The following is a 12,962-nucleotide window of genomic DNA, read 5'->3' on the forward strand; positions in this document are numbered from 1 at the left end:
GAGCGAGTGACGTAACGTCGCAGAGTGATCGATCCGCACCCACCCGCCCCTCCCGGCGCACCGCCGGCCTGGGGTGCCCCCGCGCCGCTGCCCGTGCGGCCGGGGACGGGCCGGCTCCTGGTCCTGGCGTGCGTCTTCGTCTGCGCGGCCTGCGGGCTGGTGTACGAACTCGAACTCGTCGCGCTCGCCTCGTACCTGATCGGCGACTCGGTCACCCAGACCTCCGTCGTGCTGTCCGTGATGGTCTTCGCGATGGGCGTCGGCTCACTGGCCGCGAAGCGGCTGCGCTGGCACGCGGCGGCCGGATTCGGCGCGGTGGAGGCCGCGCTGGCGCTGGTCGGCGGCTGCAGCGCCCTGGTCCTGTACGCCGTCTTCGCCTGGACCGGCGGCTGGGGCGGCCTGTGGTCGACCGGTCCGCGCTGGCTCCTGGTCGCGTTCTCCCTCGCCATCGGCCTGCTGATCGGTGCCGAGGTGCCGCTGCTGATGGAGCTCATCCAGCGCATCCGCCGCCAGGACGCGGGCGGCGCGGTGGCCGACCTGTTCGCGGCGGACTACGTCGGCGCGCTGGTCGGCGGCCTGGCCTTTCCGTTCCTCCTGCTGCCCTTCCTGGGCCAGTTGACGGGCGCCCTGCTCACCGGCACGGTCAACGCCGTGGCCGGCGGCGCCCTGGTCCTCGGCCTGTTCCGCCGCGATCTGTCCCGCCGGGCCCGCTGGACCCTCCTCGCGGTCAACGTGACCGTCCTCGGCGTCCTCGGTTCCGCCGCCGCCCACGTCCAGGACTTCGAACGGGCCGCACGGCACGCGGTCTACGGCGCCGACGTCCGGGTCGCCGTCCGGACGGACGTCCAGGAGGTGGTCCTCACCGGCGGCACCCACGGCCGTCCCCTCGACCTCTTCCTCGACGGCCGGCTGCGCGTCGGCGGCCGCGACGAACGCCGGTACCACGAAGCCCTCGTCCACCCGGCGATGAGCGGCCCGCACGCGCGCGTGCTGATCCTCGGCGGCGGCGACGGCATGGCCGCGCGCGAGGTGCTCCGGCACACCGGCGTCGACCGTGTCGACGTCGTCGAACTCGACGCGGACCTGGTCCGCCTCGCCCGCACCGACCCCGGCCTCGCCGCGCTCAACGCGCACGCCTACGACGACCCGCGCGTCCACGTGGTCACCGCCGACGCCTTCTGCTGGCTGCGCCGGGCCGCCCCGCGCGCCGCGTACGACGTCGTGATCGCCGACCTGCCCGACCCCGGCGTCACGGCCGGCGCCAAGCTGTACTCCGAGGAGTTCTACGGCCTGGCCCGCCGCGTCCTGGCCCCGGGCGGCCGTCTGGCCGTGCACGCCGGCCCGGTCCGGGCCCGTCCCCGCGACTTCTGGACGGTGGCGGCGACCATGCGCGCGGCCGGCCTGGCGACGACCGCCTACCGGGTGCCCGGCCGCGACCCCGGCCGTTCGGCGGGCGAGTCCAGGGCCCAGTCCAGGGCCCCGCACGACTGGGGTTTCGTCCTGGCGGCGAGGGGTCCGCGCGGGCCTCGGCTGTGGCTGGCGGCAGGCGGTCCGCGGCTGTTCACGCTGTCCGTGCGGGAGTTGCGGGAGGACGTGCTGAGGCCCCCGCGGACGCGTCTGCCGGCGTCCACGCTGGTCGACCCGCGCCTGTGAGCCCGGTCCCGTCCTCCGGGAGCGCGCGCCCTGGAGCGGTGCGGTGTGCCGCGGGGAGTGCGCGCGGACACGGGCTGTGGACGGCGGGCGGTGGTCCGGGGCGCTGCGTACCGGCCCGTCCACCGCGAGGCCGGGCCTCGGCGTCGTGCCGGGGCGTCGTGGAGGGTACGGCGGCGTGACTCCTGGGTAGGCTCAGTCGGCATGGAGCACCAGGTGTACGTCCCGGCCCCGGCCTCGCGGCTCAGGGAGGCGCTGGCCGACCCCGCGCGGGTCGCCCGGGCGCTCCCCGGCCTCCAGCAGGACATGGAGTCCGCCCCCGGCACCGGCCGCGTCAAGGTCCGGATCGGCAGCCACTCGATCACCTACCGGGGCACCCTGCGGGTCAGCGCCCGTGACGACGGCTCCTACGCGGTCGACGGCGACGCCACCGAGGCGCGCGGCACCGGCACGGTGAAGGTGGCGCTCACGTTCCGGCTCGCGGACACCGACGAGGGCTGCGAGGTCACGGTGACCGGTTCCGCCTCCGCCGACGGACGGGTCGCCGAACTGGCGCCGGAGGCGGTGGAGTCGGCGGCGACACGGCTGCTCAACCGCTTCGTGGAGGGACTGGCGGAGGCGCACCCCGAGTCCCCGGACCCACCGGTGCCGGTCTTCGAGACGGAGGTGCCGCCGCCGTCCCTGGCGCCCGAGCCGGCCGAGGAGCCGCTGCCCGAGATCTTCGCCGAGGCGGCCCACGCCCGCCGCACGATGATCGGCCGCAGCGCGGAGGAGGTCGACCACGCACCGCCCCGCGGCCGCTACGCGCCGGTGCCGGCACCGCAGACGGTGGCGGCGGGTTCGGCCCTGCGGTGGGCCGCACCGGCGGCCGCACTGGCCCTGGCGTCGGCGATCGTGGTGACGCGGGCACTGCGCAGACGCCGCTGACGTCCCCCCAGGGGCGCCGGGGAGGAACCGCGCGACCGGCCCCCATCCACCCGCACCCGGAACCCGCCGCCCGGCCCCAGTACTGTCATCCCGTGAGTAACGAAGACATCACGCTGACCGCAGGCGACGCCACCCTCCACCTGCACCCCGGCAACGGCGGCCGGATCGCCGGACTGGAGGTGGGCTCCCTCGAACTCCTCCGCCAGGGCGACCGCTTCGGCTGCTTCCCGATGGTGCCGTGGTGCGGCCGCATCCGGGACGGCCGCTTCCGGGACGGCGCCGACATCGTCCAGATGCCGCTCAACTCCCCGCCGCACGCCATCCACGGCACCGCCCGCGACGGCGCCTGGCGCACCGCCCGCCGCTCCGCGGACGAGGCCGTGATCACCTGCGAACTCGGCGATCCCTGGCCGCATCCGGCCCGCGTCACGCACGCCGTGCGGCTCACCGAGGACTCGTTGACGCTGACGATGGCCGTGGAGACGTACGACAACTCCTTCCCGGCGCAGATCGGCTGGCATCCCTGGTTCAACCGCAACCTCGGCGGCCAGGACGCCCAGGTCGACTTCACCCCCGCCTGGCAGGAGGAACGCGGCGCGGACCACCTGCCCACCGGCAACCGCGTCGACCCCCGGCCCGGCCCCTGGGACGACTGCTTCGGCATGCCCGACGGCGTCGACGTCACCCTGACCTGGCCGGGACAGCTGGAGTTGAAGGTCGCCAGCCGCGAGCAGTGGGTCGTGGTCTACGACGAGCAGGACGCGGCCGTGTGCGTGGAGCCGCAGACCGGGCCGCCCAACGGTCTCAACACGCTTCCCCGGCTCGTCACCCCGCTGGAGCCGCTGGAAGCCACCACCACGTGGACCTGGCGCCGCCTCTGAGCCCGTCACCTCTAAGCTGGTCGGCATGACGGACGTACGCGCTGAGCTGCTGCAACAGATCAAGGACAAGGCCGTGGTGCACGGCAGGGTGACCCTGTCGTCGGGGCTGGAGGCGGACTACTACGTCGACCTCCGCCGCGTCACCCTCGACGGTGAGGCCGCGCCGCTGGTCGGCCAGGTGCTCCTCGACCTGACCGACGGCCTGGAGTTCGACGCCGTCGGCGGCCTCACCATGGGTGCGGACCCGGTCGCCGGCGCGATGCTGCACGCGGCCGCCGCCCGCGGCCGCCGCCTCGACGCGTTCGTCGTCCGCAAGGCGGCCAAGGCGCACGGGCTGCAGCGCCGGGTGGAGGGGCCGGAGATCAAGGGCCGGCGGGTCCTCGTCGTGGAGGACACCTCCACCACCGGCGGCTCCCCGCTCGCCGCCGTGGAGGCCGTGCGCGAGGCCGGCGCCGAGGTCGTCGCCGTCGCGACCATCGTCGACCGGGCCACCGGCGCCGACGAGAAGATCCGCGAAGGCGCGGGCGTGCCGTACCTGTTCGCCTTCTCGAAGGATGAACTGGGACTGGACTGACACCCGGCCGACGGGTGGGATTGAGCCGGATGCGACCGGCGCCCGGCGCCCGGAGCATCGGTTCATGTCTGGAAAGATGGGGACGACGATGACGTCGTACCTCAAGGTCTAGGTCAGGGCCGCAGAGAACCAGCAGTACGCCGACCCGCACACCCAAGGAGCGGACAGATGCCCATCGCAACCCCCGAGGTCTACAGCGAGATGCTCGACCGGGCGAAGGCAGGCAAGTTCGCCTACCCGGCCATCAACGTCACCTCGAGCCAGACCCTGAACGCTGCGCTGCGCGGCTTCGCGGAGGCGGAGAGCGACGGCATCGTCCAGATCTCCACCGGTGGTGCCGAGTTCCTCGGCGGCCAGTACAGCAAGGACATGGTGACCGGAGCGGTCGCGCTCGCCGAGTTCGCGCACGTCATCGCCGAGAAGTACCCGGTCAACATCGCGCTGCACACCGACCACTGCCCGAAGGACAAGCTCGACGCGTACGTACGTCCGCTGATCGCGATCTCCAGGAAGCGCGTCGAGGCCGGCCTGACCCCGCTGTTCCAGTCGCACATGTGGGACGGCTCCGCCGAGACCCTCGCGGACAACCTGGCCATCGCGCAGGAACTGCTCGAGCAGGCCCGCGCGGCCAACATCATCCTCGAGGTCGAGATCACCCCGACCGGCGGCGAGGAGGACGGCGTCTCGCACGAGATCAACGACTCCCTCTACACCACCGTCGAGGACGCGATCCGCACCGCCGAGGCGCTGGGCCTGGGTGAGAAGGGCCGCTACCTGCTCGCCGCCTCCTTCGGCAACGTGCACGGCGTGTACAAGCCGGGCAACGTCGTGCTCCGCCCCGAGCTGCTCAAGGACCTGGCCGACGGCGTGGCGGCGAAGTTCGGCAAGGCGTCCCCGTTCGACTTCGTCTTCCACGGCGGCTCCGGCTCCACCGAGCAGGAGATCGCCACCGCGCTGGAGAACGGCGTCGTGAAGATGAACCTGGACACCGACACCCAGTACGCCTTCACCCGTCCGGTCGCCGACCACATGTTCAAGAACTACGACGGCGTCCTGAAGGTCGACGGCGAGGTCGGCTCCAAGAAGACCTACGACCCGCGCACCTGGGGCAAGCTGGCCGAGGCGGGCATGGCCGCGCGTGTCGTCGAGGCCACGCAGCACCTGCGCTCGGCGGGCAACAAGATCAAGTAAAGCGTTCATACGGCGGTCGTACAACAGCCACGTCGCGGTTTCGGCGGACCCGGTGCTACGGCGCCGGGTCCGCTGTATACCTGGACCCATGTCCGACGTCCGGCTGGCCTCCGTACAGGGCAAGTGGATTCTGTTCACCACCGTCCTCGGTTCCAGCATGGCGCTGCTGGACTCGACCGTCGTCAACGTCGCCCTGCCCCGCATCGGGCGTGACCTGGGCACCAGCCTGTCGGCCCTGCAGTGGACGGTCAACGCGTACATGCTGACGCTGGCCGGGCTGATCCTGCTCGGCGGCTCGCTCGGCGACCAGTACGGCCGCCGGAAGATCTTCGTGCTCGGCGTCGTCTGGTTCGCCGCCGCCTCGCTGCTGTGCGGCCTGGCCCCCAACGACATCGTGCTGATCGCCGCCCGCGCCCTGCAGGGCATCGGCGGTGCCCTCCTCACCCCCGGGTCGCTCGCCCTCATCCAGGCGTCCTTCCACCCCGACGACCGGGCGAAGGCGGTCGGCCTCTGGTCCGGCTTCGGCGGCATCGGCGCGGCCATCGGCCCGTTCCTGGGCGGCTGGCTGGTGGACGGCCCCGGCTGGCGCTGGGTGTTCCTGCTGAACGTCCCGCTGGCCCTGCTCTGCGTCCCCGTCGCCCTGCGCCACGTCCCGGAGTCGGCCGACGGGCGCGCCCACGGCCGCTTCGACGTCCTCGGCGCGGTGCTGGCCGCGCTGACCCTCGGGTTCGTGACCTACGCGCTGATCGAGGCCGGGACCACGTCGCTGCTCGCCCTCGCGGGCGTGGCCACCGGCGTGGCCTTCGTGTACGTCGAGAAGCGCCGCCAGGATCCGATGCTCCCGCTGGACATCTTCGGCTCCCGCCAGTTCACCGCGCTCAACGTGGTCACCCTGTGCGTGTACGGCGCCTTCGGCGGCTACTTCTTCCTCACCGCGCTCCAGCTCCAGGTGGTGGCGGGCTACTCGGCGCTGGCCGCCGGTACCGCCCTGCTGCCCAGCACCGCGCTGATGCTGCTCTTCTCGGCCCGCTCGGGCGCGCTGGCCGACAAGATCGGGCCCCGGCTGCCGCTGACCGTCGGACCGTTGCTCTGTGCCACGGCGATGATGCTGATGCTGCGGGTGGGCGAGCACGCGAGCTACCTGGGGGACGTCTTCCCGGCGGTCGTGGTCATGGGCGCCGGCATGGTCACCCTGGTGGCCCCGCTCACCGCCTCGGTCCTCGCCTCCGTGGACACGGCCCGGGCGGGCATCGCCAGCGGCATCAACAACGCGGCGGCCCGCGCGGCGAGCCTGATCGCGGTGGCGGCGCTGCCGCTGCTCGCGGGGATGGGCCCGGAGGCCTACCGGTCGCCCCTGAGGTTCGACGCGGCGTTCGACCGGGCCATGCCGATCTGCGCGGGGGTGCTGGTGGCCGGCTCGGCCCTGGCGTTCGCGCTGGTCCGCAGGCCGGCCCCGGGCTGCGTCCGCCCGGAGTGCCGCACCCACGGAAACGTCGTCACACCACCACTGGAGGCGAAGGGCCGCTAGGTCCCGCCTGCCGTGCGACGCCATGCGCGCTCCCCCGTTGCCTGAAGGGGATGGGAGGTGCCCCCACTCGCCGCACCCCCAGAGCACGCACCTGACACCGCGCGGCCCGCCGTTCGGGCGAACGACGGGACTTTCGCAACACACCCAGGACCCTTCGCCGCCCTGCGGTGCGCTAGCCCTTGAGTTCCGCGTACGCCTCCGCGCTGCTGTCCTTCAGGAACTGCCGGCAGCGCTCGTACTCGTCCTGCTCGCCGATCTCGCCGGCGGCCCGGCCGAGTGCGCCCAGGCAGCGCAGGAAGCCGCGGTTGGCCCGGTGGTCCCAGGGGACGGGACCGTGTCCCTTCCAGCCGGCGCGGCGCAGGGCGTCCAGCCCGCGGTGGTAGCCGGTGCGCGCGTAGGCGTACGACTCGACGACCGCGCCGCGCTCGAACGCGTCGTCGGCTAGCAGTGCCCAGGCCAGCGAGAAGGTCGGGAACTTCGCCGCCACCTCGACCGGAGCCAGTTTCTCCTCGCCCAGCAGGCGGTACGCCTCTTCGTTCTCGGGCAGATAGGTCGGCTCCGGGCCGCCGAGCAGGTTCTTGTGCGTCGTCATGGCGCCAGTCTGCCACCGCCGGCCACCGCGTCGGCGGGCAGCCGCCGCAGGCCCGCGTCCCGGCCGGCCCCCCCCGGCGGACCCCGAGCCGCAGCCGGGTCGCAGGACGCGCGCGGCGGTAGCCCGGCCGGGTGACCGGGGGCGGGCGTGACGGGTGTGGCCGGTCTGGCAGCGGGCGGGCCTTGCCGTGTGCGGGGTACGTTGCGCAAGATGCGGGTGGGGACCGGGGCCCCCGTGTCGAGAACGGCAGGGGCGGACCGCTACCCGGAGTACACAACAGGAGACAGCGATGTCCCTTCAGGCTCAGCCGCCCGAGGCTTCGGAGCCCGAGACCCCGCATCTCGACTTCGCCGGCACCACGCCGTACGAGGACTACGTCAGGGCGGACGTGCTCACCCATCTCCAGCACACCCTCTCCGATGACCCCGGAGAGATGGTCTTCCTGGTCACGACCCAGGTCATGGAGCTGTGGTTCACCGTCATCGTCCACGAGTGGGAGACCGCGGCCCGCGCCCTGCGCGGTGACGACATCCCCGCCGCGATCAACGCGCTGAAGCGTTCCACCCGTGAGCTGGAGGCGTTGAACGCCTCCTGGAAGCCGCTCGGCCAGCTCACCCCCGCCCAGTTCAACTCCTACCGCTCCGCCCTCGGCGAGGGCTCCGGCTTCCAGTCGGCGATGTACCGGCGGATGGAGTTCCTGCTCGGCGAGAAGTCCGCGTCCATGCTGGTCCCGCACCGCGGCGCCCCCCGCGTCCACGCGGAACTGGAGAAGGCGCTGCACGAGCCGAGCCTGTACGACGAGGTGGTACGGCTCCTCGCGCGCCGCGGCCACCCGGTCCCGGACGCGGTGCTGCACCGTGACGTGTCCGGGCGGTACGACCCCTCGGACGCCGTCGAGGCCGCCTGGACGGCGGTCTACTCGGGTGACGGGGACGCCGACCTCGCCCGCCTCGGCGAGGCGCTCACCGATGTCGCCGAACTGGTCTGGCGCTGGCGCAACGACCACCTGGTCGCCACCCGCCGCGCGATGGGCGCCAAGCCCGGCACCGGCGGCTCGGCCGGCGTCGCCTGGCTGGAGAAGCGGGCCCGCAAGAACGTGTTCCCGGAGCTGTGGACGGCGAGGTCCCATGTCTGAGCTGGCCCTGCGCGCGGAGAAGCTGGACGCGGCGGACGAGCTCGCCGGGGTGCGCTCCCGGTTCGTCCTCGACTCCGCCTCCGGCCGTGCGGCTGACGCCGCGGGCGTCTACCTGGACGGCAACTCACTGGGCGCCCTGCCCGCGCATGTCCCCGGCCGGGTCGAGGACGTCGTCCGGCGGCAGTGGGGCGAACTGCGCATCCGGTCCTGGGACGAGAGCGGCTGGTGGACGGCGCCGGAGCGGATCGGCGACCGGATCGCCCCGCTGGTCGGCGCGGCGGCCGGCCAGATCGTGGTCGGCGACTCCACCAGCGTCAACGTCTTCAAGGCCCTGGTCGGCGCGGTGCGGCTGGCGGGGGAGGGACGGGACGAGATCGTCGTCGACGCGACCACCTTCCCCACCGACGGCTACATCGCCGACTCGGCGGCCCGGATGACGGGGTGTGTGCTGCGGCCGGTGACACCGGCGGACGTGCGCGCCGCGCTGAGCGACCGCACGGCGGCCGTCCTGCTCAACCACGTCGACTACCGCACGGGCCGGCTGCACGACCTGCCGTCCCTCACCGCCGCGGTCCACGCGGCCGGGGCCGTGGCCGTCTGGGACCTGTGCCACAGCGCGGGCGCGCTGCCGGTCGGCCTCGACGAGCACGGGGTCGACCTGGCCGTCGGCTGCACCTACAAGTACCTGAACGGCGGGCCGGGGTCACCGGCCTACCTGTACGTCCGCAGCGACCTCCAGGACCGCTTCGACTCGCCGCTGCCCGGCTGGAACTCGCACGCCGAGCCGTTCGGGATGCGCTCGGAGTACGAACCGGCCGCGGGCGCGGTGCGCGGCCGCGTCGGCACCCCGGACATCCTGTCCATGCTGGCCCTGGAGGCGGCGCTGGAGGTCTGGGACGAGGTGCCGGTCTCCGCCGTCCGGGCCAAGTCCCTGGCCCTGTCGGACTTCTTCCTGGAGTGCGTCGAGGCGTACCTGCCGGCCGGCCGCGTCGAGTGCGTGACCCCGCTGGCGCACGAGGAGCGCGGCAGCCAGATCGCGCTGCGCTGCCCGGACGCCGGGGACGTGATGAAACGGCTGATCGAGCGCGGGGTGGTCGGGGACTTCCGGCATCCCGACGTCCTCCGCTTCGGCTTCACCCCGCTGTACGTCGGTTTCGCGGACGTGGAACGGGCGGCGCGGGTGCTGGCGGAGGCCGTGTAGCACCCCGCGGCGAGTCGACATGCGGACACGACGACCCGGTCGGGAAAGGCCGGGACGGTACAGAACCGGGTATTCCTCACCGTGCGTGACATCCACGTGTCGCCGCACGTCACCGGCCTGATACCGTCCCGGCCAACGGCCGAATTCCCCACCTGGTCCGCCAAAGTCACTACGCCGCTGAGAGGTTGGAGCATGCCGGACGACGCCGCAGCAGAACGGGCCGCCGCCGAGGAGGAGTCCGCCTTCTCGCACCCGCACGTCGCGCCCGATGCCACCGCGGCCTACGGCGACCACCCCGACCAGGTGATCGACTTCTACGTTCCGCGCGGTGGCGAGACCGTGGCCCCGTTGGTCGTGGTTCTGCACGGAGGCGCGTGGCGGGCGCCGTACGACCGCGGCCACGTCACCCCCTTCGCCGACTTCCTCGCCCGGCGCGGCTTCGCGGTGGCCAACGTCGAGTACCGGCGCGGTGCGACCCTGCCCCAGCAGGGCGGCACGGCCCCGGTGGCCGGCCGCTGGCCGGACACCTTCGACGACGTCGCGGCCGCCCTGGACGCCCTGCCCGCGCTGGCCGGCGAGGCGCTGCCCCAGGCGGACCTGCGCCGCACGGTCCTCACCGGCCACTCGGCCGGCGGACACCTGGCGCTGTGGGCCGCGGCGCGGCACGTCCTCCCCGCGGACGCCGCATGGCGCACCTCCGGCCCGTCGCCGCTGCGGGGCGTGGTGGCCCTGGCCCCGATCGCCGACTTCGCGATGGCGGAGAAGCTGGAGGTCTGCGGCCACGCGGCCCTCCAACTCCTCGGGGGCAACGACCAGTTCACCGACCGGCAGCGCTATGCCGACCCGGCGCTGCTGCTCCCCACCGGCATCGCGACCACCCTCGTCCAGGGCCGCACGGACGACGTCGTCCCGCAGGCGGTGGCCGAGGCCTACGCCGACGCGGCGGCCAAGGCGGGCGAGGTGGTGGGCCTGACGCTGCTGGAGGACGTCGGCCACTTCCCGCTGATCGACCCGGCGGCGGACGCGTGCGCGGTGGTGGCGGAGGAGATCGCCCAACTGGCGTGGTGACGCCGGCTCCCGGTGCCCGTAGTACCTGAGACGGATGCCCGAGGACCCTTCTCACTGGTGACGACGGTGACCCCCGGCTCGTCCTACGGTCGTGTACGTGACCGAGACGACCCACACACAGGCGATGCCGCCGGAACCGCCGGATGGTGCGTTCGAACCGTACAAGCCGCGCAGTCCGGAGATCCGGGCCGCGCTGGACGCCCTGGGCAGGCTGTGGCAGGACCTGTTCCAGGATGCCTTCGCCTACCGGCCGTTGCCCCCGCTGAGCGGCGACGGTCCGCGGATCCGCCGCCTGTCCGGACGCCGGCGGGAGCTCGCGGTCTGGACCCCCCACCTCGCGGTGGCCGCGGCCGGCGCCGTGGCGCTGCTGGCGGCCGTCGCCGACCGTCCGGTGGGATCGGCCGGGGGGCTGCTGGTGGGCGTGGTCGTGGTGGCACCGGTCCTGCTCACGCTGGCACGTCCGGTCGGCGCCTTCTGGCTGTCGCTGGTCGCGAGCTGGATCGGCACCCTGCTGTCCGACGCGTGGGCCGACTGGCCGTGGACGACGGGCGGCTTCATCTCCCACCTGGTGGTGCTCACCGTCGTCGCGGTCCGCACGCGTCCACGCACGGCGGCCTGGATGTGGGCGATCACCGCGCTCTACGGCTGCTCGTTCGTCTCGGTCCTCGGCGGGGGCCACTACAGCAACGACGTCGGCTCGATGATGGTCGTCTCCGCGATCGCCCTGCTGACCGTCAGCGTCCGGCAGATCCGCCGGGAGGCCGAACAGACGGTGACCGCCCAGCAGACGGAGACGGCACACGAGCGGTCCCGGCGCACGCTCCTGGAGGAGCGGACCACGATCGCCCGCGAACTGCACGACGTGGTGGCCCACCACATGTCCGTCGTCGCCATCCAGGCGGAGGCGGCCCCCTACCGGGTGGAGAACCCGCCGCCGGAGCTGGAGAAGGCGTTCGTCACGATCCGGGAGAACGCGGTGGCGGCACTCACCGAGCTGCGCCGCGTGCTCGGCGTGGTCCGTGCCGAGGACTACGCGGCCCCCGACGCCCCGCAGCCCACCCTCGCCGACCTGGACGCGCTGCTCGCCAACGTGCGGGAGGCGGGGCTGACCGTCGACAAGGGGGTGACCGGCGCGGTCCGTGAACTCCCGCAGGGTGTCGAGCTGTCGGCGTACCGGATCGTCCAGGAGGCGCTCAGCAACACCCTGCGGCACGCGCCGGGAGCGAGCGCCCGCGTCGAGATCGGCTATGTCCTCGGCGGCCTCGGCCTGCGCGTGGTCAACGGCCCCCCGCCCCGGCCGGCCCTCCTCGAGCCGTCGCCCGGCGCCGGCCACGGCATCACGGGCATGCGGGAGCGCGTGTCGATGCTGAACGGCGAGATGACGGCGGCTCCGACGGCCGAGGGAGGCTACGAGGTGACGGTCTTCCTGCCGGCCCTCACCCCTGCCGAAGGTGACGCATGACCATCCGCGTACTGATCGCCGACGATCAGATGATGGTGCGCGAGGGCTTCTCGGTCCTGCTGAACGCGATGCCGGACATCGAGGTCGTCGGCGAGGCGGTGAACGGCCGTGAGGCGGTGGACCGGGTCCGTGAACTCGCCCCCGACGTGGTGCTGATGGACATCCGGATGCCCGAGCTGAACGGCATCGAGGCGACGCGGGAGATCGTGGCCGGCGACGGCACGGCCAAGGTCCTGGTCCTGACCACCTTCGACCTGGACGAGTACGTGTACCAGGCCCTGCGTGCCGGAGCCTCCGGCTTCCTCCTGAAGGACGCGTCGGCCCGCCAACTGGCGGACGGCGTACGGGTGGTGGCGGCGGGCGAGGCCCTGCTCGCGCCCTCGGTCACCAAGCGCCTGATCACGGAGTTCTCCAAGCTGTCCGGCACCCCGCGCCCGATGTCCACGGCGCATGCGGCCTACGGCGACCTCACCGACCGCGAGACGGAGGTCCTGGTCCTCATCGCCAAGGGCCTCTCGAACGCGGAGATGGCCGAACGCCTGGTGGTGGCCGAGTCGACCATCAAGACCCACGTGAGCCGCATCCTCGTGAAACTGGGCCTGCGGGACCGGACCCAGGCGGCGGTCTTCGCCTACGAGGCACGGCTGGTGACCCCGGGCTAGAAGGCTGATGAAGATCTTGGGGTTCTGGCCCTGCCGCGTGAGCGGCAGGGCCAGACTCGTGTTGTGGCGATGGGTGAGTGGGTCGGCGAGA

General features: G+C 73.2%; 12 protein-coding genes. 11 read left to right on the plus strand and 1 reads right to left on the minus strand.

Going from position 1 to position 12,962, the window contains the following annotated elements; genetic code table 11:
- Positions 1-24 precede the first annotated feature (24 nt).
- From ACZ4O3_RS40155 to ACZ4O3_RS40180, 6 genes are all read left to right on the plus strand, one after another.
- Positions 25-1,653 carry a polyamine aminopropyltransferase gene (locus tag ACZ4O3_RS40155; RefSeq protein WP_467727198.1) on the plus strand — a complete coding sequence of 543 codons (1,629 nt, stop codon included), beginning with the start codon at positions 25-27 and terminating at the stop codon, positions 1,651-1,653.
- Between the two features lie 201 nt (positions 1,654-1,854).
- The gene (locus ACZ4O3_RS40160; protein WP_467727200.1) at positions 1,855-2,577 is read left to right on the plus strand and encodes an SRPBCC domain-containing protein; all 723 of its coding nucleotides are present in this window, start codon (positions 1,855-1,857) and stop codon (positions 2,575-2,577) included.
- Positions 2,578-2,669: 92 nt separating this feature from the next.
- The gene (locus ACZ4O3_RS40165; protein WP_362726240.1) at positions 2,670-3,458 is read left to right on the plus strand and encodes an aldose epimerase family protein; all 789 of its coding nucleotides are present in this window, start codon (positions 2,670-2,672) and stop codon (positions 3,456-3,458) included.
- Between the two features lie 25 nt (positions 3,459-3,483).
- Positions 3,484-4,032, plus strand: a complete 549-nt coding sequence (pyrE, locus tag ACZ4O3_RS40170; protein ID WP_363012774.1) for an orotate phosphoribosyltransferase — start codon at positions 3,484-3,486, stop codon at positions 4,030-4,032.
- Positions 4,033-4,200: 168 nt separating this feature from the next.
- Positions 4,201-5,223, plus strand: a complete 1,023-nt coding sequence (fbaA, locus tag ACZ4O3_RS40175; protein WP_362726235.1) for a class II fructose-bisphosphate aldolase — start codon at positions 4,201-4,203, stop codon at positions 5,221-5,223.
- An 88-nt stretch (positions 5,224-5,311) separates the two neighbouring features.
- Positions 5,312-6,751: an MFS transporter gene (locus ACZ4O3_RS40180; protein WP_362726232.1), complete on the plus strand. Its 1,440-nt coding sequence runs from the start codon at positions 5,312-5,314 to the stop codon at positions 6,749-6,751.
- 172 nt (positions 6,752-6,923) lie between these two features.
- On the opposite strand, the gene ACZ4O3_RS40185 is transcribed toward ACZ4O3_RS40180, so the two are convergent.
- On the minus strand, positions 6,924-7,343 hold the full coding sequence (locus ACZ4O3_RS40185) for a DUF3151 domain-containing protein (protein ID WP_362726229.1): 420 nt from the start codon (positions 7,341-7,343) through the stop codon (positions 6,924-6,926).
- A 289-nt stretch (positions 7,344-7,632) separates the two neighbouring features.
- Between ACZ4O3_RS40185 and ACZ4O3_RS40190 the strand changes: the two genes are divergently transcribed.
- From ACZ4O3_RS40190 to ACZ4O3_RS40210, 5 genes are all read left to right on the plus strand, one after another.
- Positions 7,633-8,478, plus strand: a complete 846-nt coding sequence (locus tag ACZ4O3_RS40190) for a tryptophan 2,3-dioxygenase family protein (protein ID WP_362729066.1) — start codon at positions 7,633-7,635, stop codon at positions 8,476-8,478.
- Positions 8,471-9,679 (plus strand): kynureninase, encoded by a 1,209-nt coding sequence (gene kynU / locus ACZ4O3_RS40195; protein ID WP_362729068.1) that lies wholly within the window; start codon positions 8,471-8,473, stop codon positions 9,677-9,679. Before ACZ4O3_RS40190 ends, kynU begins: the two co-directional genes overlap by 8 nt.
- 192 nt (positions 9,680-9,871) lie before the next feature.
- Positions 9,872-10,747, plus strand: coding sequence for an alpha/beta hydrolase (locus tag ACZ4O3_RS40200; RefSeq protein WP_362729070.1), 876 nt, complete (start codon positions 9,872-9,874; stop codon positions 10,745-10,747).
- Between the two features lie 97 nt (positions 10,748-10,844).
- Positions 10,845-12,209, plus strand: coding sequence for a sensor histidine kinase (locus tag ACZ4O3_RS40205; RefSeq protein WP_467727204.1), 1,365 nt, complete (start codon positions 10,845-10,847; stop codon positions 12,207-12,209).
- A complete protein-coding gene (locus ACZ4O3_RS40210; protein ID WP_362729245.1) occupies positions 12,206-12,871 on the plus strand; it encodes a response regulator transcription factor in 666 nt (221 codons plus the stop codon). The genes ACZ4O3_RS40205 and ACZ4O3_RS40210 overlap by 4 nt, the downstream gene beginning before the upstream one ends.
- The last annotated feature ends 91 nt before the right edge of the window (positions 12,872-12,962 follow it).

The organism is Streptomyces sp. NPDC026515, assembly GCF_055567595.1.

Bases quoted from the DNA above. Each gene is read 5' to 3' on its own strand.
- ACZ4O3_RS40200 (WP_362729070.1), top strand. From the start codon at position 9,872: ATGCCGGACGACGCCGCAGCAGAACGGGCCGCCGCCGAGGAGGAGTCC.
- ACZ4O3_RS40210 (WP_362729245.1), top strand. From the start codon at position 12,206: ATGACCATCCGCGTACTGATCGCCGACGATCAGATGATGGTGCGCGAG.
- pyrE (WP_363012774.1), top strand. From the start codon at position 3,484: ATGACGGACGTACGCGCTGAGCTGCTGCAACAGATCAAGGACAAGGCC.
- kynU (WP_362729068.1), top strand. From the start codon at position 8,471: ATGTCTGAGCTGGCCCTGCGCGCGGAGAAGCTGGACGCGGCGGACGAG.
- ACZ4O3_RS40185 (WP_362726229.1), bottom strand. From the start codon at position 7,343: ATGACGACGCACAAGAACCTGCTCGGCGGCCCGGAGCCGACCTATCTG.
- ACZ4O3_RS40160 (WP_467727200.1), top strand. From the start codon at position 1,855: ATGGAGCACCAGGTGTACGTCCCGGCCCCGGCCTCGCGGCTCAGGGAG.
- ACZ4O3_RS40190 (WP_362729066.1), top strand. From the start codon at position 7,633: ATGTCCCTTCAGGCTCAGCCGCCCGAGGCTTCGGAGCCCGAGACCCCG.
- ACZ4O3_RS40180 (WP_362726232.1), top strand. From the start codon at position 5,312: ATGTCCGACGTCCGGCTGGCCTCCGTACAGGGCAAGTGGATTCTGTTC.
- fbaA (WP_362726235.1), top strand. From the start codon at position 4,201: ATGCCCATCGCAACCCCCGAGGTCTACAGCGAGATGCTCGACCGGGCG.